Source organism: Streptomyces sp. NPDC087845, from assembly GCF_044742755.1.
In the GTDB taxonomy this organism is placed as follows: domain Bacteria; phylum Actinomycetota; class Actinomycetes; order Streptomycetales; family Streptomycetaceae; genus Streptomyces.
In genome coordinates, this window is sequence record NZ_JBIUVC010000004.1 from 370,883 (window position 1) to 393,526 (window position 22,644).

The window sequence follows — 22,644 nt, forward strand, 5'->3', positions numbered from 1 at the left end:
CCCACGCGAAAGAGGTGCGGTCCCCTGGGGGGCCGCACCTCTTTCCTTACAGTCCGGCCTCGGTCAGCTCGCCGTGTCCGCCGAGACGGAAGGCTGCGGCGACTGCTCCGCGGCGACCGTCTTCTTCGCTGCCGCCTTCTTGGCCGTCGTCTTCTTCGCGGCGGTCTTCTTGGCAGCCGTCTTCTTGGTGGCTGCCTTCTTGGCGGTGGCCTTCTTGGCGGTCTTGCGAGCCGTCTTCTTGGCCGGGGCCTCCGCTTCCGCGGCTTCCGGGGCTTCGGCGGTCTCGGCCGGCACCGTGTCGGGCTTCGGCTCCGGGGAGCCGGTCACCACGACGACCTCCGCCGCGTCCGCACCGGCGGGCGAGCCCGCGGGGGCGGTGACCTTGCGGGTCACCCGGCGGCGAGCCCGCGGCGGGGCGGCCTCGGGGACCACCTCTTCCGGTGCCGCCTCGGGCTGCGGGGCCTCGGCGACCGGTGCCGGGGTCTCGGCGACGACCGGGGCCGGGGCCTCGACCGGGGCTTCGGCAGCCGGTGCTTCCGCGGCCGCCGGGGCCGGGGAGCCGGCCGGAGCGGTCGCCTTGCGGGTCGCGCGACGGCGCGTACGGCCCTGGGGGGCCTCCGCGACCACCGCGGGCTCGGCGGCCGGTTCCGGCTCCGCCACCACCGGCTCGGGCTCCGCCACCACGACCGGCTCCGGCTCGGCCACCGGGGCCGGAGCGGGGGCCGCCGCGGCCTTCGGGGCACCAGCCGGGGCCGAGACCTTGCGGGTCGCGCGGCGACGGCCGCGGCCGCGCGACACGGCTGCCTCGGCCTCGGCCGCACTGCTGTACAGCTCCTCGTCCGGGACGAACTCCGGCTCGGGCAGCGCCACCGGGGCGGCCACCTCGGCGGCCACCTCGGCCTCGGTCTCGACCTCGACCTCGGCCACGTGCTCGTGCTCGTGTTCCTGGCCCGCGCCGGCCCGGCCGCGCTTCTTGGAGCGCTTGCCGCCGCCACCGCCGCCGACCGAGGCCGGCTGCTCCATGTGCACGATCACGCCGCGCCCGTTGCAGTGGACGCAGGTCTCGGAGAAGGACTCCAGCAGCCCCTGGCCCACCCGCTTGCGGGTCATCTGGACCAGGCCCAGCGAAGTGACCTCGGCGACCTGGTGCTTCGTACGGTCGCGTCCCAGGCACTCCAGCAGGCGCCGCAGCACCAGGTCCCGGTTGGACTCCAGCACCATGTCGATGAAGTCGACGACGACGATGCCGCCGAGGTCGCGCAGCCGCAGCTGACGCACGATCTCCTCGGCCGCCTCCAGGTTGTTCTTGGTGACGGTCTCTTCGAGGTTGCCGCCCTGACCGGTGAACTTGCCGGTGTTGACGTCGACGACGACCATCGCCTCGGTCTTGTCGATCACCAGCGAGCCGCCGCTCGGCAGATAGACCTTCCGGTCCAGCGCCTTCATGAGCTGCTCGTCGATCCGGTACGTCGCGAAGATGTCGACCTCGGAGGTCCATCGCGACAGGCGGTCCGTCAGATCGGGTGCCACCTGCGAGACGTAGCCGTAGATGGTCTCCCACGCGTCGTCGCCGCTGACGATGACCTTGGAGAAGTCCTCGTTGAAGATGTCGCGGACGACCCGGACGGTCATGTCCGGCTCGCCGTAGAGCAGCGTCGGCGCGTTGGAGCTGCCGGTGCTCTTCGCCTTCTTCTGGATGTCCTCCCACTGCTGCTGCAGCCGCTCGACGTCGCGGCGCAGCTCGTCCTCGCTCGCACCCTCCGCCGCGGTGCGGACGATGACGCCCGCGTCCTCGGGGACGATCTTCTTGAGGATGGTCTTGAGCCGGGCCCGCTCGGTGTCGGGCAGCTTGCGGCTGATGCCGGTCATCGAGCCCTCGGGCACATAGACCAGGTAGCGGCCGGGCAGCGAGACCTGGCTGGTCAGGCGGGCGCCCTTGTGGCCGATCGGGTCCTTGGTCACCTGGACGAGGACGGACTGGCCGGACTTGAGCGCGGTCTCGATGCGGCGCGGCCCGTGAGCCATGCCGAGAGCCTCGAAGTTCACCTCACCGGCGTACAGGACGGCGTTGCGGCCCTTGCCGATGTCGACGAAGGCGGCCTCCATGGACGGCAGTACGTTCTGCACCTTGCCCAGGTAGACGTTGCCGACGTAGCTGGTGGCCTGCTCCTTGTTGACGTAGTGCTCGACGAGCACGTTGTCCTCGAGGACGCCGATCTGGGTCCGCTCGCCGTTCTGGCGGACGACCATCACGCGCTCGACGGCCTCGCGGCGCGCCAGGAACTCGGCCTCGGTGATGATCGGGACGCGCCGGCGGCCCTGCTCACGGCCTTCGCGGCGGCGCTGCTTCTTCGCCTCCATGCGGGTCGAGCCCTTGATGGACTGGACCTCGTCGAAGCCGGTGCCGGGCTCCCGCTCCTCCTTCTTGCGGGGCTCGCGGACCTTGACGACCGTGCGCTCCGGGTCGTCCGTGCCGTTGTCGACCTCGGACGGGACGTCACCGCTGCGACGGCGACGGCGACGACGGCGACGGCTGCTGCTGGATCCGGCGCCGGACGCCTCGTGGTCCTCGTCCTCCTCGGCCTCCTCGGCCTCCTGGGCGCGCTCCTGGTCCTCCTCGGCGTGCTCGGCGGCGGTCTCGTCGCCGAACTGCTCCGCGGCCTCGTCACCCTCGTTGCTCTCGCCACGACGGCGGCGACGGCCTCCGCGACGGCGACGGCGCGAGGGCCGGTCCCCGTACTCGTCCGTCTCCTCGCCCTCGTGCTCGGCCTCGCCCTCCGGCTCGTGCTCCTCCTCGGCGTGCTCCTCCGCCTCGGCAGCGGCGGGGGCGGCGGCGGCCGGCTCCTCGGCAGCCTCACCGCGACGGCGACGACGGCGGCGCGCACCGGCCTGCGGCGCGGCCTCGGCGGCCGGGACCTCGGCGGCGGCCGGCTCCTCGACCGTCTCGGGCTCTTCCTCGACCTCTTCGTGGCGCGAAGCGGCAGCGGCGGCGGCCGCGGTCTCCGGGGTCTGGAACATCGGCTCGGCGAAGACCGGGGCCTGGAACACGGCCACGGCGGGGCGCGCCGCGCGGCGGCTCTTGCGCGCGGGCTCCTCCTCCTTGCCGGTGAACTCGGGCCGGCCCGCGGCCGCGGTGGCGCGGCGCCGGGAGCGGCCGCGCGGTGCGGCCTCCTCGGCTTCTGCGGTCTCGGCGGCCTGCTCCTCGGCAGCGGCGGCTGCCTCGGGCAGGCTTTCGCCGGTGTCCTCGGCGGCTTCGGGGGCCGCGGCGGCCTGCGGGGCACCCGCCGGAGCGGTCGCCTTGCGGACCGCACGACGGCGTCCGCGCGGGGCCTCCACGACCTCTTCCTCCGCTTCCGCGGGCGCGGCGGTCTCGGCCACGGCCTCGTCGGTCTGCGGCGCACCGGCCGGAGCCGATGCCCTGCGCCGGGTCCGGCCACGCGGCGCGGCGGCAGCGGGCTCGGGTTCGGCACCCGCCACGGCCGTCGCTTCCTCCACGATCTCGACGGCCTCGGCGGCCTGCGGGGCACCCGCCGGAGCGGTCGCCTTGCGCACGGCACGGCGACGGGTGCGCGCGGGCGGCGCCTCCACGACCTCGGCCTCTGCCTCTGCCTCTGCCTCTGCAACGGCTTCGACGACGGGCTCGGGCTCGGCAACGGCCTCGGCGGCCTGCGGCGCACCGGCCGGAGCGGTCGCCTTGCGGACCGCACGGCGACGGGTGCGCGCGGGCGGCGCCTCCACGACCTCGGCCTCTGCCTCTGCCTCGACGACGGGCTCGGCGGCCTCGACGTCCACGGCGGGCTCAACGATCTCGACGGCCTCGGCGGCCTGCGGGGCACCCGCCGGAGCGGTCGCCTTGCGCACGGCACGGCGACGGGTACGCGCGGGCGGCGCGGCCTCTGCCGCCGGGGCGCTCCCGGCGTCGGTGGTGGTGTCGGACACTGCGGCGTCAACGGCCGGTATGGCCGGAGCGGCCGTGCCCTGCGCCTCCGTCACCGGCGGGCCGGCCGGGCGGGACGCGGCGCGGCGCCTGCGGCGCGGCGGCAGCTTGTCGCCGGGTGCGTTGTTCTCTTCGGCGTTCCCGGTCGTGCCGGGTTCGTTGGACTGGGGCATGCGGGCGGTTCTCCCGTCAGGCTCCCGGGCGCCGCGTCTGGTTCCGGTCCGGCACGGTCCGCGTGAGGTACGCGGGACCGGCGTCCGGGGCGCGGGCGCCGCACGGGAGCTCAATGTCTGGCTCGCCGGTTCCCTACGCGAGGTGCGTACGGCCTGGCGAAAGTCTTATGGGTCATCGCGCGGCCCGGCCCAGGTGGCTCCCGAGTCGGAGGGCTGCGCTGCAACGACCGCCTTACGCGGAACCTGCACCTTCCGGCGCCGTCGCGACGGCGGTCCCGGTGGCCGCGAGTGGAGCGGCCGGGGCTGCCTCGCGGTCGGGCGCGAGCGGGTCGGTCACCGTGCCGGACTCCTCGTCGAAGAGCCCCTGCGCCAGCCTGGTCACCGCTGCGGGGACCGGCGGCGCCAGGTCGGCCACAACGCGGAGACCGGACAGGACGTCGTCAGGTCGCACGGCAGGTGTCACGTGCCGAACAACCAGCCGCAGTATCGCACAGGGCTTGTCCTCGGGCCTATCAGGCTGTGGATCAAGGGCCCGCAGGTCGACCACGGCGGCGCGGGCGTCGAAGGTCCGCATGCCGTTCTTCGCCCGGCGCTGGACCTCGACGGTCTGCGCCCCGTTGAAGGAGGCCACCGCCTCGGCGGCCTCCTCGGCGGGGACGCCGTCGAGACGCAGCTCCCAGACGGAGGCGGTCAGCCGGTCGGCGAGACCCGAGGTGCGGGCCTCCACGGCGTCGGTGATGTCGAGACCGTCCGGCAGCGAGGCGTTGAGCAGCTCGCGCAGAACGGCCGGATCCCGGGCCTCGGTGAGGGCGATCTCCAGGAACTCGGCCTCACTGCCCGTGCCGGTGGGTGCGGCATTGGCGTACGACACCTTCGGGTGCGGGGTGAAGCCGGCCGAGTACGCCATGGGCACCTCGGAGCGGCGCAGTGCCCGCTCGAAGGCACGCTGGAAGTCGCGGTGGCTGGTGAACCGGAGGCGGCCGCGCTTGGTGTAGCGCAGTCTGATGCGCTGCACCGCCGGTGCGGGCGGCGGGCCTTCGGGCTGTCGCTTGCCCAGTGGTTCTTCTCCTCGGTGCGGGGCGGACGCGGTGGCACGCCGCCCTCGAAATGCGGGTGGCCCGGGGGGTCCGGTCCGGCTCACCCCCGCTCGGCGATTTTCTCTCCGAGCAAGGAGATCTCTGGTTCGGGCGCCGCGCTGGGCACAGTCGTTGTAATACCCAGAGTACGCGCAAGGGGGCTTCCCGGTTCCCGGGGCTCACACGCCCTCGGCCCGCCGACCAGTGCCCGCCAGGCGTCACGACGGGCCTGGGCCACGGTCTCGCGCGCCGTGCGCAGCGCCGCTCGGGCCGCGCGTCCGGCCTCGACCGCGGCACGTTCGGCGGGGGCCCAGACGGCGTCGCGCACGAAGTGCCCCACCGACGTGCACACCGTGCGGTAGACCCAGGTCACCGGCGCCCCCACCAGATGCCACGCCAGCCAGGCGGCGGCCCGGCCCACGGCCCGCGAGATGTACCCCGTGATGCGCCAGGCGACACCGAAGGCGGCGGCGATCTCCCGGCCGACCGGGGCGAGGACCCACCGGTGGAGGCGGCCGAGCGGTGCGACGAGCAGGTTCGTGACCAGCCACACCACCGCCGCCCACAGACCGCGCGCGACGGCCGCGATCCCGCGTCCCAGCCGATCGAGCAGCCGGCTGATGCCGCGGCCCAGCGGAGTGAGCAGTTCCCGGTACGCCCAGGCCACCGGCCGCACGACCAGGTGGTCGGCCGACCAGGAGGTGGCGAGCGCGAGGGGCACCAGGACGTACCGCCACAGTCCGGTCACCGGCCGGACGAAGACGGCTGTGAGCACCCAGCCGACGGCGGTCCCGATGCCCCGCCCGGCCGGGGCGAGCAGCGCGCGGTACACCCAGCGCAGCCCGTGTCCGGCCGGGGTGAGCACCGCCCCGTGCAACCACACCACCGGCACCACGAGCCCGTACCGCACCGCCGGCACCAGCCCATACCGCCAGAGCGCGACCCACGGCCACACGAAGACCGCCGCGGCCAGCCGGCGCAGCGCACGGCCCAGCGGGGTGAGCACCGCCCCGTACAGCCAGCGGGCGGGGATCACCACCAGCGTCGCGGACAGCCAGGACAGGGCCCGGCCCAGCGGGCGCAGCAGGACGCGGTCGGCTGCGCGGGCCGCGGCCACCAGGGCGTCCCAGACCATCCGCACGGGCAGGACGATCACCAGCACCACGATCCGTACCGGGATCCTGACCAGAGTCGTCAGGCATCCCTCGCCGGCTTCGTAGGGGGCGGGGGCCTCGTGCTTGCCGTAGTCCATGCCGTTCATGACGCGAAGGCCCGGTCCGGAGTTTCCCGGACCGGGCCTTCGTCACCGAACTGTCGCCCGGACGGGCACAGCCGGGGTGCCTACTTCACGACCGAGAGCGGCAGCAGCTTCTTGCCGGTCGGGCCGATCTGGATGCTGGTGTCCATCTGCGGGCAGACGCCGCAGTCGAAGCACGGGGTCCAGCGGCAGTCCTCGACCTCGGTCTCGTCGAGCGAGTCCTGCCAGTCCTCCCAGAGCCAGTCCTTGTCGAGACCGGAGTCCAGGTGGTCCCAGGGCAGGACCTCCTCGTAGGTCCGCTCCCGGGTGGTGTACCAGTCGACGTCCACGCCGTACCCGGGCAGCGTCTTCTCGGCGGCGGTCATCCAGCGGTCGTAGCTGAAGTGCTCGCGCCAGCCGTCGAAACGGCCGCCGGACTCGTAGACCGCGCGGATGACGGAGCCGACGCGGCGGTCGCCGCGCGAGAGCAGTCCCTCGACGATGCCGGGCTTGCCGTCGTGGTAGCGGAAGCCGATGGAGCGGCCGTACTTCTTGTCGCCGCGGATCTTGTCGCGGAGCTTGGCGAGCCGGGCGTCGGTCTCCTCGGCGCCGAGCTGCGGCGCCCACTGGAACGGCGTGTGCGGCTTGGGCACGAAGCCGCCGATGGAGACGGTGCAGCGGATGTCGTTCTGCCCGGAGACCTCGCGGCCCTTGGCGATCACATTGACCGCCATGTCGCCGATCTGGAGGACGTCCTCGTCGGTCTCGGTGGGCAGACCGCACATGAAGTACAGCTTCACCTGGCGCCAGCCGTTGCCGTACGCGGTGGCGACGGTGCGGATGAGGTCCTCTTCCGAGACCATCTTGTTGATGACCTTGCGCATGCGCTCGGAGCCGCCCTCGGGGGCGAAGGTGAGACCGGAGCGGCGGCCGTTGCGGGTCAGCTCGTTGGCCAGGTCCACGTTGAACGCGTCGACGCGGGTGGAGGGCAGCGAGAGGCCGATCTTGTCCTCGGTGTAGCGGTCGGCGAGGCCCTTGGCGATGTCACCGATCTCGGTGTGGTCCGCGGAGGAGAGCGAGAGCAGACCCACCTCTTCGAAGCCGGTCGCCTTGAGACCCTTCTCGACCATCTCGCCGATGCCGGTGATGCTTCGCTCCCGCACGGGGCGCGTGATCATGCCGGCCTGGCAGAAACGGCAGCCGCGGGTGCAGCCGCGGAAGATCTCGACGGACATCCGCTCGTGGACGGTCTCGGCGAGGGGCACGAGGGGCTGCTTCGGGTACGGCCACTCGTCGAGGTCCATCACGGTGTGCTTGGACACCCGCCACGGCACGCCCGACCTGTTGGGGACGACGCGGCCGATGCGCCCGTCGGGGAGGTACTCGACGTCGTAGAAGCCCGGGACGTAGACGCCACCGGTCTTCGCGAGCCGGAACAGCACCTCCTCGCGGCCGCCGGGGCGGCCCTCGGCCTTCCAGGCGCGGATGATCTCGGTGATCTCCAGGACGGCCTGCTCCCCGTCGCCGATGACCGCGCAGTCGATGAACTCGGCGATCGGCTCGGGATTGAACGCGGCGTGGCCGCCGGCCAGCACGATCGGGTCGTCGACGGTGCGGTCCCGGGCCTCCAGCGGGATGCCCGCGAGGTCCAGGGCGGTGAGCATGTTGGTGTAGCCGAGCTCGGTGGAGAAGCTCAGCCCGAAGACGTCGAACGCCTTGACCGGGCGGTGGCTGTCCACGGTGAACTGCGGGACCCGGTGCTCGCGCATCAGCTCTTCGAGGTCCGGCCACACGCTGTAGGTGCGCTCGGCGAGGACGCCCGGACGCTCGTTGAGCACCTCGTACAGGATCATGACGCCCTGGTTGGGGAGTCCGACCTCGTACGCGTCCGGGTACATCAACGCCCAGCGGACGTCGCACTCGTCCCACGGCTTGACGGTGGAGTTCAGCTCACCGCCGACATACTGGATGGGCTTCTGCACATGCGGGAGCAGGGCTTCGAGCTGTGGGAAGACCGAATCGACTGACATCGCGAACTTTCGAGAGCCGGCAAGGGTGACCATCAAGCGTACCCCGGTGCTCAGCCTTCCAGCGCCGCCCGCAGCCGGGGCCGCGACGCCCGCCTCCACACCTCGGGCAGCTCCCGTTCCGAGGCGGCGGCGGCCGCCTCCTCCCGCCCGTACAGCAGTCCCCAGGTGAACGCCGGCTCCCCCGCCACGTGGGCCTGGACGGCCAGGGTGCGCAGGGCGTCGCGGGCCACCACGCTGTCCTGGTGGTCGCCGAGGAGGGTCTGGAGGGCCTTCATCCGTTCGGCGAAGCGCTCGGCCGGCCTCCCGAGCGCGGGCCGGGCCGCCTCCGCCGCGTAACGGGCGCGCTTGGCGGCCTTGCGGGCATCGTGCAGAGCGAGGTCGCGGTCGTGGCCGGGCGGGAGCTCCAGGGCGTGGCCGGCGCGGGCCGCCAGGCGCTCGTACTCCTTCAGCACGGCGCGGGGCAGTGCCCGGTCGGGTGCGCGGGAGGCGGCGGGGAGCAGCGGCGGGGCGGCGAGCAGGGCGTCGAGGCTCTCCAGGAGGGCCAGGTACCGCTTCTCGTCGAGTACGCCGACGGTCCGGCGCCGTGAGCCGCCCCGGCGGGCCGCCGACCAGATCCGGAGCCGGCCCCGGACGGGGCCGAGGACCAGGGTGCGGGGCAGGTCGTCGAGGCGGGCGCGCAGCCGGGCGTCGAGGACCTCCTGGTCACGGTCGATGCCGAGCTCGGCGGCCAGCCACTTCAGCTCTCCACCGACCGGATCGGTGGCGTCGCGGTCGAGGATCTTCCGGTACGTCCGCAGCGCGCTGCGCAGTCTGCGGGTGGCGACGCGCATCTGGTGCACGGAGTCGGGGAGGCCGCGGCGCACGGCGGGGTCGAGGGCGACGATCGCCTCGGTCTGCTCCCGCACATAGGCGAGGACGTGGTCGCCCGCGGTGGGCCGGCCGGTCCTGCGGGCGCTCCCGCTCCGTTCCGGGGCGGTCTCGGCGAGCGCCCTGGCCAGTTTGGACGGTGCCGCGGACGGGCGGATGCCGGCCTTGCGCAGCCGTCGTTCGACGAGGTCGAGGAATGCGGGGTCGCCGTCGTCGGCGAGTTCGACCTCGATCTCCGTCCAGACGGCCGTGCCGCTGCCGCCGGTCAGCCGGTCGGCCCGCACGGTGTCGACGGCGACCTCGGCGAGCAGCGCGTCCTCGGCGCCGACCAGGTGGTGGACGTCACGGGCGGTGCGCAGCCGGACGACGGGGACGAGCCCGCTCTCGCGGACCCGGGAGCGGAGCAGCGCGGCGAGGGAGCGGGGCAGGGTGTCGGAGAGCGGTTCGCGGAGCTCGTCCCGGATACCGGAGGAGACCGGGAACTTGAGGTGCCAGCCCGCGTCGCTCCCGCCGGTGCGGCGGCGCAGGGTGACGGAGCCGCCCGCGAGCCGGAGGTCCTCGGTGTCGTAGTAGACGGCGTCCAGGTCGCCGACGCCGCGGTGGACGACGGCCGAGACCCCGGCGACCCGGCTCAGGTCGGGAAGCCGGGTCTCCGCGGTGGCTTCGTACTTCCGCTCGATCTCACGCTTCGAGTCCGCCATGAACCGAATCTAGACCTGCCGGGCGCGGATGGGCAGTGGTCCGGCACCCGCCCAGGGGGCTTTCGGCACCGGTCCCGGGCGCCTTCCGTACCGGTCTCAGGCGCTTATCGGCCGCTGCACCCTGATCGACTGGAGCAGTCCGACGGCCACCCAGACGGCGAACATCGAGGACCCTCCGTACGACACGAACGGCAGCGGCAGTCCGGCGACGGGCATGATGCCGAGCGTCATCCCGATGTTCTCGAAGGCCTGGAAGGCGAACCAGGCGATGATTCCGGCGGCGACGACCGTGCCGTACAGCTCGGTCGTCTCGCGGGCGATCCGGCAGGCGCGCCACAGGACGATGCCGAGCAGGACGAGGATCAGCCCGGCGCCGAGGAAGCCGAGTTCCTCGCCCGCGACGGTGAAGACGAAGTCGGTCTGCTGCTCGGGGACGAACTGGCCGGTGGTCTGGGTGCCCTGGAAGAGGCCCGTTCCGGTGAGGCCGCCGGAGCCGATCGCGATGCGGGCCTGGTTGGTGTTGTAGCCGACGCCTGCCGGGTCGAGTGCCGGGTTGGCGAAGGCCGCGAAGCGCGCGATCTGGTACTCGTCGAGCAGACCGAGCTGCCAGATGGCGATCGCGCCGGCCACGCCCGCGCCGAGCAGGCCGAAGATCCAGCGGTTCGGCGCGCCGGAGGCGAGGAGCACACCGAGCACGATGACGACCATGACCATCACGGAGCCGAGGTCCGGCATCCCCATGACGACGGCCATCGGAACGGCCGCCAGGCCGAGGGCCTTGGCGACGGTCCGGTGGTCGGGGTGGAGCTGGTCGCCCGCGTCGACGCGCTCGGCGAGCAGCATCGCCATGATCAGGATGATGGTGATCTTGGTGAACTCGGACGGCTGGAGCGAGAACCCGCCGCCGATGATGATCCAGGCGTGGGCGCCGTTGACGGTGGCCCCGAGCGGGGTCAGGACCGCCAGTACGAGGATCACCGAAAGGCCGTAGAGGACCGGGACGGCGCCGCGCAGGGTGCGGTGGCCGAGCCAGATCGTGCCGACCATCAGGGCGAAGCCGATGCAGGTGTTGAGGGCGTGCCGGAAGAGGAAGTAGTACGGGTCGCCGTGGGTGAGCGAGTCACGGCCCCGGGTCGCGGAGTAGACCAGCAGCGAGCCGATGAAGGAGAGCGCGATCGCCGAGCCGAGCAGCGGCCAGTCGAGTTTGCGCACGACGGAGTCGCGGGCGACGAGTTTGCCCCAGGCGGAGCGCTCGGGGGCGTACCGCGAGACGGAGAAGCCGGCCATCAGTCGCGCCTCCCCAGGGCCGCCGCGAGGGTCTGCTCCTCCGGGGACTTCTGCGGGTCCGGGTTGTACGGCTTGATGTCCGGGGCGTCGATCGAGCCGTCCTGCTGGATCTTCGGCAGGGACTTCTGCGGGGTGGGCAGCAGCGCCTTCTTCAGGTCCTGCTTGCCGGAGTCGTCGAGGCCGTAGAGGGCGTTGTAGATGTTGCGCACGGCGGGCCCGGACGCGCCGGAACCCGTACCGCCCTGAGAGATCGTCATGACGATCGAGTAGTCCTTGGTGTACGTGGCGAACCAGGAGGTCGTCTGCTTGCCGTAGACCTCGGCCGTACCCGTCTTGGCGTGCATCGGGATCTTGTCCTGCGGCCAGCCGCCGAATCGCCAGGCGGCCGAACCGCGGGTCGCGACTCCCGCGAGGGCGCCGTCGATCTCGTTGCGGGTCTTGCGCGAGAAGGGCAGCCTGCCGTGCGACTTGGGCGCGATCTCCTCGACGCTCTTGCCGTCGCCGCTGACGATCGCCTTGCCGACGGTGGGGTCGTAGAGGGTGCCGCCGTTGGAGATCGCGGCGTAGATGGTGGCCATCTGGATCGGGGTGACGAGGGTGTCGCCCTGGCCGATCGAGTAGTTGACGGAGTCACCGGCGCGCATCTTGTCGCCCTCCAGGCAGTTCTCGTACGCGATCTTCTCGACGTACGAGCCGTCCTTCTTGCCCTGCTTGCACCAGGCGTCCTTGTTCGCCTCGTAGAACTTCTTCTTCCACTCGCGGTCGGGGACGCGGCCGCTGACCTCGTTGGGGAGGTCGATGCCGGTCTCCTTGCCGAGGCCGAACTGGTGGGCGGTCTTGTAGAACCAGTCCTTGGGGTGCTTCTTCGGGTCGATGCCGCCGTCCTTCAGCCACTCCTTGTGCGCGATGCCGTAGTAGACGGTGTCGCAGGAGACTTCGAGGGCACGGCCGATGGTGATGTCGCCGTAGCCCTGGGACTCGAAGTTCTTGAAGGTCTGGCTGCCGACGTTGTACGAGCTGGGGCAGGGGTAGTGACCGTCGAAGGGGTATCCGGCGTTGACCGCCGCGGTCGAGGAGATGACCTTGAAGATCGAGCCGGGGGCGGCCTGGCCCTGGATGGCCCGGTTCAGCAGCGGGAAGTTGGACTTCTTGCCGGTGAGCTTGGCGTAGTCCTTGGCGGAGATGCCGCCGACCCAGGCGTTGGGGTCGTAGTTCGGCAGGGAGGCCATCGCGACGACCCGGCCGGTCTTGGCCTCCAACACGACGACGGCGCCCGAGTCCGCCTTGTAGTTCTCGCCGGTGTTCTTGTCGAACGACTGGCGGGCCGCCTTCATGGCGCCGTTGAGCTCGTACTCGGCGACGGCCTGGACCCGGGCGTCGATGGAGGTGACGACGCTGGAGCCGGGCTCCGCCTTGTCGTTCTTCGCCTGGCCGATGACCCGGCCGAGGTTGTCGACCTCGTAGCGGGTGACACCGGCCTTGCCGCGCAGTTCCTTGTCGTAGGTGCGCTCCAGGCCGGAGCGGCCGACCTGGTCGGAGCGGAGGTACGGCGAGTCGGTGTGCTGGGCCTTGGTGATCTCGTCGTCGGTGACGGGCGAGAGATAGCCGAGTACCTGGGCGGTGTTGGCCTTGCCGGGTTCGCCGTAGCGGCGTACGGCGGTGGGCTCCGCGGTGATGCCGGGGAAGTCCTCGGCGCGTTCGCGGATCTGGAGGGCCTGCTGGGTGGTGGCCTCGTCGGTGACCGGGATCGGCTGGTACGGCGAACCGTTCCAGCACGGCTGCGGAGTCTTCGCGTCGCAGAGCCGGACCTTGTCGAGGACTTCCTTGGGCCGCATGCCGAGCACACCGGCGAGCCGGGCCAGGACGCTCTGGCCGTCGTCCTCCATCTTCATCAGCTTGGTGCGGTCGGCGGAGACGACCAGGCGGGTCTCGTTGTCGGCGAGGGGCACGCCGCGCGCGTCGAGGATGGAGCCGCGGACGGCGGGCTGGACGACCTGCTGGACGTGGTTGTTCTTCGCCTCGTCGCTGTACTCCTGGCCGTTGCGGATCTGGAGGTACCAGAGGCGCCCGCCGAGGGTGAGCAGCAGGGAGAAGACGAGGACCTGGATGACGACGAGCCGGATCTGGACCCGTTGGGTCCGGCCGGTCTCGGGGATGTTGGTCACGGGGCGCCCCCGGTGGTGGTCGGGCCGGGGGTACGCGAGGTGTCCCCGCTGCGGTGCGGCCTCACAGTCGCTTGACCCCCTTGATCCGTCCGGCGCGTGCCGCGCGGTTGCGGGCGGCCTTGACGCGCAGTCCGCCGCGCTGGCTGCCGATCCGCAGTCCGGTGCCGGAGGCCAGCCAGCCCGCGGCGACGTCGCCGCCGCCGGACGAGTCGGCGAGCGGATCGTTCACCGTGCGTCTGGCGACCGCCATGACCAGCGGCACGACGAACGGCGCGAGGAGCAGGTCGTAGACGGCGGCGGTGAACAGCAGGCTGCCGAGGCCCACGTGACGGGCCGCCGTGTCCCCGACGAGCGCGCCGACGAGCGCGTACAGCAGGGTCGAGCCGATCGCCGCGGCGACGACCCCGATCATCGGGACGGCCGCCGACTTGAGCTGCCCGTTCTCCGGCTTGACGAGTCCGGCGAGGTACCCGATGACGCAGAGGACCAGTGCGTAGCGGCCGGCGGCGTGGTCGGCGGGCGGTGCCAGGTCGGCGAGGAGTCCCGCGCCGAAGCCGATGAGGGCGCCGCTGACATGCCCGTACACGAAGGCGAGAGCGAGGACGACGAGGAGCAGCAGGTCGGGCACGGCGCCGGGGAGCTGGAGCCGGGCGAGGACGGAGACCTGGACGACGAGGGCGACGACGACCAGGACGACGGAGAGCAGAGTCCGGTTCAAGCGCATGGGATCAGCTCTACCTCTGCTCGTTTACCGTGGTGCCGACGTTCGGTGTGGCGCCCGGACTGCTGCTGGGGTCCGGGGATCCGCTCGGGTCCGGGCTCTCGTGGATGTTCCCGACGACGTTGCCCTCGGTGTCGACGATGTCGCCGTTGGGCGAGATCGTCACGGTGATGGTCGGAGTGGGCTTGGGCTTGGCGGGCTTGGCGGGCGCCTTCGGCAGGACCATGTCGCGGGGGTCCTCGCGCGGGGCCTGCACGACGATGCCGACGATGTCGAGCTTGGTGAACCCGACGTACGGACGGACGTAGACGGTACGGGTCAGGCCGCCGCCGGACGGGTCGACGCGGACGACCTCGCCCACCGGGACGCCGGGCACGAACGGCTTGTCCTTGCTGGAGCCGAAGGTGACCAGGCGGTCGCCCTTCTTCACCTTGGCCCTGCCGTTGAGGAACTGGACCGACAGCGGCTGGGAGCCCTGGCCGGTGGCGAAGCCCAGTTCGTCGGTCTTCTCCATACGGGTGCCGACGGTGAAGTCGGGGTCGTTGGCCAGGAGCACCGTGGCGGTGTCCGGGCCGACGGTGGTGACCCGGCCGACCAGCCCGTCTCCGTTGATGACGGTCATGTCGCGCTTGACGCCGTCGTGGGAGCCCGCGTCGATGGTGACCGTCCAGGAGAAGCCCTGGGCCGCTCCTATGGCGATGACCTCGGCGGCCTTGATGCCGTACTGTCCGGCGGCCGACTTCTTCAGCATCCGGTCCAGCTCGCGGACCCGGTTGCGGTTCTGGTCGTCGCTGCCGAGCTTCGTCTTGAGCGCGGCGTTCTGCTGCTCCAGTTCGGCGATCCGGTTGTGCCGTGTACCGGAGTCGCGTACCGCTCCTATGGCGTTGCCCACCGGGTCGACGGCTGCCGCGACGCCGTTCTCAACCGGTCCGAAGACCGTGGCGGCAGCCCGCCGGGCGCCGTCCACCGGTGACTCCTCGCCGCCGCGGATGTCCACCGTGATCAGTGCGAACGCGATGGCGATCAGCAGCACCAGGAGCAGCCGGCTCTCTCGTGTGTCCCTCACGTGCGGCGGCCGTGCCTTCCTCGTCGGAATGTTCGTGCCTGTATATCAACGATCGGCCGTACGGAGCGTCAGTGGTCCGCGCAGCAGACCGAGGTGTTCTCGTCCGCGGGCCGGGCCCGCCGGCTACCGGCGGGGCTGGGCGTCCAGCACCTGCTGGAGTGCCTCGAACTCCTCGACGCACTTGCCGGATCCGAGCGCCACCGAGTCCAGCGGGTCCTCCGCGATATGGATCGGCATGCCGGTCTCGCGGCGCAGCCGCTCGTCCAGTCCGCGCAGCAGCGCGCCGCCGCCGGTGAGGACGATACCGCGGTCCATGACGTCGCCGGAGAGCTCCGGCGGGCACTTGTCGAGCGTGGTCTTCACGGCGTCGACGATCGCGTTGACCGGCTCCTCGATGGCCTTGCGGACCTCGGCGGCCGAGACGACCACGGTCTTGGGCAGCCCGGAGACCAGGTCGCGGCCGCGGATCTCGGTGTGCTCGTCCTTCTCCAGGTCGTACGCCGAACCGATCGTGATCTTGATCTGCTCGGCGGTGCGCTCACCGAGGAGGAGCGAGTACTCCTTCTTGATGTGCTGGATGATCGCGTTGTCCAGCTCGTCACCGGCGACCCGGATCGACTGGGCAGTGACGATTCCGCCGAGCGAGATGACCGCGACCTCGGTGGTGCCGCCACCGATGTCGACGACCATGTTGCCGGTGGCCTCGTGGACCGGCAGCCCGGAGCCGATGGCGGCCGCCATGGGCTCCTCGATGATGTGCACCTGGCGCGCGCCGGCCTGCGTCGACGCCTCGATGACGGCGCGTCGCTCGACCCCGGTGATGCCGGAGGGCACGCAGACGACGACGCGCGGGCGGGCCAGGTAGCGGCGCTTGTGGATTTTCAGGATGAAGTAGCGGAGCATCCGCTCGGTGATCTCGAAGTCGGCGATCACGCCGTCCTTCAGGGGCCGTACGGCAACGATGTTGCCCGGTGTACGCCCGATCATCTTCTTGGCCTCGGAGCCGACCGCCAGGATGCCGCCGGTGTTGGTGTTGATGGCCACGACGGACGGCTCGTTCAGAACGATGCCGCGCCCCCTGACGTACACCAGCGTGTTGGCAGTCCCGAGGTCGATAGCCATGTCACGGCCGATGAACGACATTGAGTTCCCCTTGTTCCCCATGAGGATGCGTCGGGCCTTCCGAGAAAGCGATGATGGCTTGTTCTGGTCGGCGAGGTGAGCGCTGCGGGCGTGGAAGATTCCATCGTAGTGCCGTGTGCACGGACACCGCGCGAGGGTCCTTCGCCTTTGTGGGCGGAACGGGTGGCCGTTCCACTCATGGTGACGTTACGTCGGGGTGATGCGTTCCCGCGATCCGGAACCCTATGCCGAAGGGCGACCGAATTAATTCGGTCGCCCCGGGTCATGAGCGCTGTTCGGCTGATTCGGGGTCAGGAAAGTCCCGGGAAGAAAAGCTTCAGTTCTCGCTCCGCGGACTCCTCGGAGTCCGAGGCGTGGATGAGGTTCTCCCGGGTGATCGTGCCGAAGTCACCGCGGATGGAACCGGGCGCGGCGGCGATCGGGTCGGTGGGACCGGCCAGCGTACGGATGCCCTCGATGACCCGCTCGCCCTCGGCCACCAGCGCCACGACCGGGCCGGACTGCATGAACTCGACGAGCGGCTCGTAGAACGGGCGGCCGACGTGCTCGGCGTAGTGCTGCTCCAGCGTGGCGCGGTCGAGGGTACGCAGCTCCAGCGCGGTGATCCGCCAGTCGGCCTTGCGCTCGATCCGCCCGACGATCTCGCCGACCAGTCCGCGCCGGACCGCGTCGGGCTTGAGCAGGACGAGGGTGCGCTGGGTCATGGTGTGCGGCTCCTTGCAGGCATGCGGGTGCGGTGAGGCGAGGTTACAGGGGTACGGGAACGGGCCCGCGGCCGGGTTTGGCCCGGGCCACGGGATCAGCCACCGGCCGCGGCCTCGGCCGCCTCCTCCGCGGCCGCCCAGCGCGCCTTCGCCTCGTCGATCTTGCGGCCGTAGTGCACCGAGGCCCACCACAGGCCGCCGAAGATCACACCGAGGACGAACATCATCGGGACGACGAAGCCGCTCAGCACCAGGGCGATCTGCAGCGCCCAGCCGAGCTGTATCCCGCCGGGGCGGCTGATCATTCCGCAGAGCAGCACGGAGAGCAGCATCCCGATGCCGCACACCGTCCAGACCGTGGTGTCCGAGAGGCCGTCGGACTTCATCGCGACGAGCCCGGCGAATCCGATCACGAAGAATTCACCGATCAGCGTCGATGCACAGAGCGTACGCACGTCGGTCAGTGCCTTCCCAGGAGCAGTCGGGCCTCGCCGACCGTGATCACGGAACCGGTCACCAGGACGCCGGCGCCCGCGTACTCGTCCTCCTCCTCGGCGAGGGTGATCGCCGCCTCCAGCGCGTCGTCGAGGCGGGGCTCGACCTGGACGCGGTCGCTGCCGAAGACCTCGACCGCGACGGCGGCCAGTTCGTCGGCGTCCATCGCGCGGCCGCTGGAGTTCTGGGTGACGACGACCTCGGCGAAGATCGGCTCGAAGGCTTCGAGGAGCCCCTTGACGTCCTTGTCGCCGCTGGCGCCGACCACACCGATCAGCCGGGAGAAGCCGAACGCCTCGGAGAGCCCGTCGGCGCAGGCGCGGGCGCCCGCCGGGTTGTGGGCCGCGTCCAGGACGACGGTCGGGCTGGAGCGGACGACTTCGAGACGGCCCGGCGAGATCACCGCGGCGAAGGCCCGGCGGACCGTGTCGATGTCGAGCGCGCCGGGCTGCTCGGCGCCGATCCCGAAGAACGCCTCCACGGCACAGAGCGCCACCGCGGCGTTGTGCGCCTGGTGGGCGCCGTACAGCGGGAGGAAGACCTCCGTGTACTCACCGCCGAGGCCACGCAGCGTCAGCAGCTGGCCGCCGACGGCGATCTCGCGGGAGACGACACCGAATTCCATGCCTTCGCGGGCGACCGTGGCGTCGGCCTCGACGGCCTTCTTCAGCATGACCTGCGCGGCGTCGACGGGCTGCTGGGCCAGGATGACCGTGGCGCCCTGCTTGATGATCCCGGCCTTCTCACCGGCGATCTCGGCCGGCGTGGTCCCGAGCCGGTCGGTGTGGTCCAGCGAGATGGGCGTGACGACCGCGACCGAGGAGTCGATGACGTTCGTCGCGTCCCAGCTGCCGCCCATGCCGACCTCCACGACGGCGACGTCGACCGGCGCGTCGGCGAAGGCCGCGTACGCCATGCCCGTCAGCACCTCGAAGAAGGAGAGCCGGTAGGGCTGCTGGGCGTCGACCATCTCCACGTACGGCTTGATGTCCCGGTAGGCCTCGACGAACCGCTCGGGGTCCATCGGGGCGCCGTCCAGGCTGATCCGCTCGGTGATCGACTGGACGTGCGGCGAGGTGTAGCGGCCGGTACGCAGATCGAAGGCGCCGAGCAGGGCCTCGATCATGCGGGCCGTGCTCGTCTTGCCGTTGGTCCCGGTGATGTGGATCGAGGGGTACGCGCGCTGCGGCTCGCCGAGCACGTCCATCAGCGCGGCGATACGCGTGACGGAAGGCTCCAGCTTGGTCTCGCCCCAGCGTCCGGCGAGCTCCTGCTCCACGGCGCGCAGCGCCTTGTCCACCTCGGGATCGGCGGGGCGGGCGGGGACGTCCTGGCCCTGCGGCGGGCCCGAGCGGGTGCGCAGCGTACGGCTCCCCGCCTCGATCACCGCCAGGTCGGGGTCGCGCTGGGTCGCCTCGTCGACGATCTCCGCGAAGGCGTCGTCGGGATCGGAGGCGTCGTGCCGGTCGGAAGGGCGGGGCTCACTCACGGGGCCAGTCTACGGATGGGCACGGACATCGTGCGCGGCGCCCGCGGCCCGGCCCGCACGGCACCCGTACCGGGCCGCTGTCGGCACATCGCGCCGAGGGGGCGCATGGTGGAAAACGTGCGGCCCCTGCCTTTGATCCTGATCGCGGCACCGGACGGTATGCATCCGGCGCTCGCGGAGCTCGCTGCCGATCCGCAGTACGAGACGCTGGTCGCCCACACCGGCGAGAGTGCACTGCGTGCCCTGTACAAGTACCGGCCGGACGGCCTGATCCTCAGCCTTCGGCTGCCGGGCCTCGACCCCTGGGAGGTACTCAGCCGGGTGCGGGACCTGAGCGACCTGCCGATCGCGGTGGTGGACCAGGAGTACCGGCTTCCGGACGCCGTCCGCGCCCTGGAGGCCGGGGCGGACGACTATCTGACACCGGACCTGCCGCACCGGCTGTACGTGCCGCTGCTGCGGGCCCGGCTGCGGCGCGGCGCGGATACCGCGCCCGATACGGCGTCCGTGATCGAGGACGGCCGCCTCACCCTGGACCTGAGCGCGCACGAAGCGGTGCTCCGCGGGCACCGGCTCGACCTCACCCCGATCGAATTCGCCCTGCTGGTGGCGCTCGCCCGCCATCCGGGGCAGGTGCTCTCCGCGGATCAGCTGCTGCAGATGGTGTGGGACGCACCGGCCGACAGCGACGCCTCACGGGTGAAGTACACGGTGATGCGGCTGCGCCGCAAGATCGCCGGGACGACCGGGGCACCGGCACCGATCGAGACCGTACGAGGTGTGGGTTACCGCTACCCCGGCCCCCGGCCGCCGGCCGCCCCCTGAGCCGGCGGAGCCCGCCCCCGGGCCGTCCAACCGGGTCCAAGGTCCCGGGACCAATTCCCCCACCTCCCCCGACCGGACGCGCCGCAACCCCGGTGCACCCCGCCTGCACCTGTTCCGCAACCGCCGCCACTCAGCCTGGAGCGCTCCAGAGGCCGGGAACGGCATGAAGAACAGGACACCATGGACCACGCTCTCCCCATCCGCTCCGTCGCCGTCGTTCTGGGGACCCGTCCCGAACTCGTGAAGCTGGCCCCGGTCGTCCACCGGCTCGGCCCCGCCGCCCGGCTGATCCACACCGGCCAGCACTGGGACGACGCCATGTCGGGCCGGTTCCTGCAGGAGCTGGGGCTGCCCGAGCCCGAGGTGCTGAGCAGCATCGGCGGCACCTCGCGCGCCGTGCAGATCGGCCGCTCGCTGGAGCAGCTGGACGCCCTGTTCGCCGCGGACCGGCCCGCCGCCGTCGTCGTCCAGGGCGACACCAACGCCACCCTGGCCGGCGCGCTCGCGGCCAACGCGCGGGCCGTCCCCCTCGTCCATGTCGAGGCCGGACTGCGCAGCCACGACCCGGCGATGCCGGAGGAGCACAACCGCGTCCTCGTCGACGCGATCTCCGACGTGCTGTGCGCGGCGACCCCGGAGAACCGGGCGAATCTGCTCGCCGAGGGCATCGGCGCCGACCGGATCGCCGTCACCGGCAACACCGTCGTCGAGGCCGTCCGCAGCCACCTGCCCGAGGCGGCCGAGCGCACCGCGCTGCTGGACCGCCACTCGATCGCGCCCGACCGCTACGTCCTCGCCACCGTGCACCGCCCGGAGAACACCGACGACACCGCCACGCTGCGCACCGTCCTCACCGAGCTGACCGCCCTCGCCACCGACGAGGTCCCCGTCCTGCTCCCCCTCCACCCCCGCACCCGGGCCCGCATCGAGGCCGAGCGGCTCGGGCACCTCCTGGACGGCATCCAGGTGCTGGAGCCGCTCGGGTACGGGGAGTTCCTGGCACTCGCCCGCCACGCCGCCCTGCTGATCTCGGACTCGGGCGGCATCCAGGAGGAGTGCACCGTGCTGGGCCGCCCGCTGATCGTGGTCCGCCGCTCCACCGAACGGCCCGAGTCGATGGCCCACTTCGCCCATCTGGTGACCCCGGGCCCGGAGATCGGCAGACTGGCCCGCCACCGCCTCGCGGAGGGCCGTCAGGGGCTGCGCCGGCTGGCCGCGCTGCCCAGCCCGTACGGCGACGGTCGCGCCGCCGAACGCATCGCCCGGCTCGCCGCCTCGCTCGTGGCACGCGCCGCCGGGCCCGCGACGGCACTCGCCGCCTGACCGCCCGCTCGCCGCCGCACAGGAGACAGCCATGCCCACGACACTGACCGCCGTCCTGGCCGTCTACCCCTTCGTTCTGCTGCTCGGCTTCCTCGTCTACTGGGCAGGAGCCCGCCGGGCGTACGTCCGCCGGGCTCCGGTGGTCCCCGGTGACGCGTCCCGGTTCGACTGGCACTTCTTCGTCCCGTGCCGTGACGAGGAGGCGGTCGTCGCCACGACCGTGACCCGGCTGCGCACCGGCTTCCCGGCGTCCGACGTCTGGGTGATCGACGACGACAGCGACGACAGCACCGGCGACATCGTCACCGCGCTGGCCCAGGACGATCCCCGGGTCCATCTCGTCCGGCGCCGCCGCCCGCACGCCAGGACCGGCAAGGGCGCGGCGCTCAACACCGCGTACGACCGGCTCGGGGAGTTCCTGCCGGAGGGCGCCGACCGCTCCCGGGTGGTCGTGTGCGTCGTGGACGCGGACGGGCAGCTCGAACCGGGCGCCCTGGAGCTCGTGTCCGGGCCCGCGGCACTCGGCGACCCGGAGATCGGCGGCGTGCAGGTCGGAGTCCGGATGCGCAACGCGGCGGACCGCCGGCCGTTCCCGGAGCGGGGGCGCCCGGTGAACGCCGTGGCCCGGGTCCTGGTGCGGATGCAGGACATGGAGTTCGCGGTGTCCAACGCCGGTATGCAGCTGCTGCGCAACCGCACCGGTTCCACCGGCCTCGGCGGCAACGGCCAGTTCACCCGGCTCAGCGCGCTGGACCGGATCGGCGAGGCCGAACGCCGCCCGTGGCAGCGGGGCGCGCTCCTGGAGGACTACGAGCTGGGTCTCCACATGCTGCTGGCCGGCTACCGCACCACCCATGTCGCCGACACCTGGGTCTCCCAGGAAGCCCTGCCCAGCACCCGCCGGCTGCTGACCCAGCGCACCCGCTGGGCCCAGGGCAATCTGCAGTGCGTGCGCTACGCCCCCCGCATCGTCGCCTCCCGCCACATCACGGGCCGCGGGGTGCTGGAGACCCTCTACACCTTCGTCCAGCCGCTGGCCCATCTGCTGACCCTGGTGCTGACGCTGCTCCTCCTCGGCGGGCCGGCTCTCGGCGTGGCCCGGGGGGACGGCGCGAACGGGCTGGACGGCCTCCTGGTCCACTGGCCGCTGATGCTGATTCTGGCGGCGGCGTCGATCGTCCCGTTCCTGCTGTGGGGTCCGGTCTACCGCCGGGACCACGCACCCGACGCGTCGTTCGCGAAGTCGCTGCTGTGGGGTCTGGCCCTGTGGCTGTACGCGTACCACCTGTTCGTCGTCTCGGCCCGGGGCTTCGTCCGGATGCTGCGCGGCCGCTCCGGCTGGGCGAAGACCCGGCGCAACGCCGAGCCGCTGGTCGCCGGGGAGACGGCGCTGGAGTCCTGACCG

The 22,644-nt window shown here is 72.0% G+C and carries 16 protein-coding genes; 3 read left to right on the top strand and 13 right to left on the bottom strand.

All coding sequences use genetic code 11. From position 1 onward, the window contains the following. Nucleotides 1–63 precede the first annotated feature (63 nt). From ACIOMQ_RS13675 to ACIOMQ_RS13735, 13 genes are all read right to left on the bottom strand, one after another. Nucleotides 64–4,110 (bottom strand): ribonuclease E/G, encoded by a 4,047-nt coding sequence (locus ACIOMQ_RS13675; protein WP_402189002.1) that lies wholly within the window; start codon nt 4,108–4,110, stop codon nt 64–66. Between the two features lie 232 nt (nt 4,111–4,342). Then, on the bottom strand, nt 4,343–5,125 hold the full coding sequence (locus ACIOMQ_RS13680; protein WP_362194002.1) for a TIGR03936 family radical SAM-associated protein: 783 nt from the start codon (nt 5,123–5,125) through the stop codon (nt 4,343–4,345). A 122-nt stretch (nt 5,126–5,247) separates the two neighbouring features. Further along, nucleotides 5,248–6,438 carry a hypothetical protein gene (locus ACIOMQ_RS13685; RefSeq protein WP_401264314.1) on the bottom strand — a complete coding sequence of 397 codons (1,191 nt, stop codon included), beginning with the start codon at nt 6,436–6,438 and terminating at the stop codon, nt 5,248–5,250. 89 nt (nt 6,439–6,527) lie between these two features. Further along, nucleotides 6,528–8,453: a TIGR03960 family B12-binding radical SAM protein gene (locus tag ACIOMQ_RS13690; RefSeq protein WP_401753169.1), complete on the bottom strand. Its 1,926-nt coding sequence runs from the start codon at nt 8,451–8,453 to the stop codon at nt 6,528–6,530. Between the two features lie 50 nt (nt 8,454–8,503). Then, the gene (locus ACIOMQ_RS13695) at nt 8,504–10,021 is read right to left on the bottom strand and encodes a CHAD domain-containing protein (RefSeq protein ID WP_402189004.1); all 1,518 of its coding nucleotides are present in this window, start codon (nt 10,019–10,021) and stop codon (nt 8,504–8,506) included. A gap of 96 nt (nt 10,022–10,117) precedes the next feature. Then, entirely contained in the window at nt 10,118–11,308 is a 1,191-nt protein-coding gene (gene rodA / locus ACIOMQ_RS13700) for a rod shape-determining protein RodA (protein ID WP_402189006.1), read from the bottom strand. Further along, a complete protein-coding gene (gene mrdA, locus ACIOMQ_RS13705) occupies nt 11,308–13,473 on the bottom strand; it encodes a penicillin-binding protein 2 (RefSeq protein WP_362193964.1) in 2,166 nt (721 codons plus the stop codon). Before mrdA ends, rodA begins: the two co-directional genes overlap by 1 nt. Nucleotides 13,474–13,534: 61 nt before the next feature. Continuing rightward, nucleotides 13,535–14,197: a rod shape-determining protein MreD gene (gene mreD, locus ACIOMQ_RS13710; protein ID WP_362193961.1), complete on the bottom strand. Its 663-nt coding sequence runs from the start codon at nt 14,195–14,197 to the stop codon at nt 13,535–13,537. Between the two features lie 10 nt (nt 14,198–14,207). Beyond that, nucleotides 14,208–15,260 carry a rod shape-determining protein MreC gene (mreC, locus tag ACIOMQ_RS13715; RefSeq protein ID WP_362193958.1) on the bottom strand — a complete coding sequence of 351 codons (1,053 nt, stop codon included), beginning with the start codon at nt 15,258–15,260 and terminating at the stop codon, nt 14,208–14,210. A gap of 123 nt (nt 15,261–15,383) precedes the next feature. Further along, entirely contained in the window at nt 15,384–16,403 is a 1,020-nt protein-coding gene (locus ACIOMQ_RS13720; RefSeq protein WP_362193955.1) for a rod shape-determining protein, read from the bottom strand. A 290-nt stretch (nt 16,404–16,693) separates the two neighbouring features. Then, nucleotides 16,694–17,107 carry a nucleoside-diphosphate kinase gene (gene ndk / locus ACIOMQ_RS13725; RefSeq protein WP_362193952.1) on the bottom strand — a complete coding sequence of 138 codons (414 nt, stop codon included), beginning with the start codon at nt 17,105–17,107 and terminating at the stop codon, nt 16,694–16,696. 95 nt (nt 17,108–17,202) lie between these two features. Continuing rightward, on the bottom strand, nt 17,203–17,562 hold the full coding sequence (locus ACIOMQ_RS13730; protein ID WP_362193949.1) for a DUF4233 domain-containing protein: 360 nt from the start codon (nt 17,560–17,562) through the stop codon (nt 17,203–17,205). Between the two features lie 5 nt (nt 17,563–17,567). Continuing rightward, the gene (locus ACIOMQ_RS13735; protein ID WP_362193946.1) at nt 17,568–19,091 is read right to left on the bottom strand and encodes a folylpolyglutamate synthase/dihydrofolate synthase family protein; all 1,524 of its coding nucleotides are present in this window, start codon (nt 19,089–19,091) and stop codon (nt 17,568–17,570) included. Nucleotides 19,092–19,208: 117 nt separating this feature from the next. Here ACIOMQ_RS13735 and ACIOMQ_RS13740 point away from each other — a divergent pair, with 117 nt between their 5' ends. From ACIOMQ_RS13740 to ACIOMQ_RS13750, 3 genes are all read left to right on the top strand, one after another. Beyond that, entirely contained in the window at nt 19,209–19,916 is a 708-nt protein-coding gene (locus ACIOMQ_RS13740) for a response regulator transcription factor (RefSeq protein WP_402189008.1), read from the top strand. Between the two features lie 180 nt (nt 19,917–20,096). Further along, a complete protein-coding gene (gene wecB / locus ACIOMQ_RS13745) occupies nt 20,097–21,239 on the top strand; it encodes a non-hydrolyzing UDP-N-acetylglucosamine 2-epimerase (protein WP_362193940.1) in 1,143 nt (380 codons plus the stop codon). Between the two features lie 31 nt (nt 21,240–21,270). Continuing rightward, the gene (locus ACIOMQ_RS13750) at nt 21,271–22,641 is read left to right on the top strand and encodes a glycosyltransferase family 2 protein (RefSeq protein WP_402189010.1); all 1,371 of its coding nucleotides are present in this window, start codon (nt 21,271–21,273) and stop codon (nt 22,639–22,641) included. Nucleotides 22,642–22,644 lie beyond the last annotated feature (3 nt).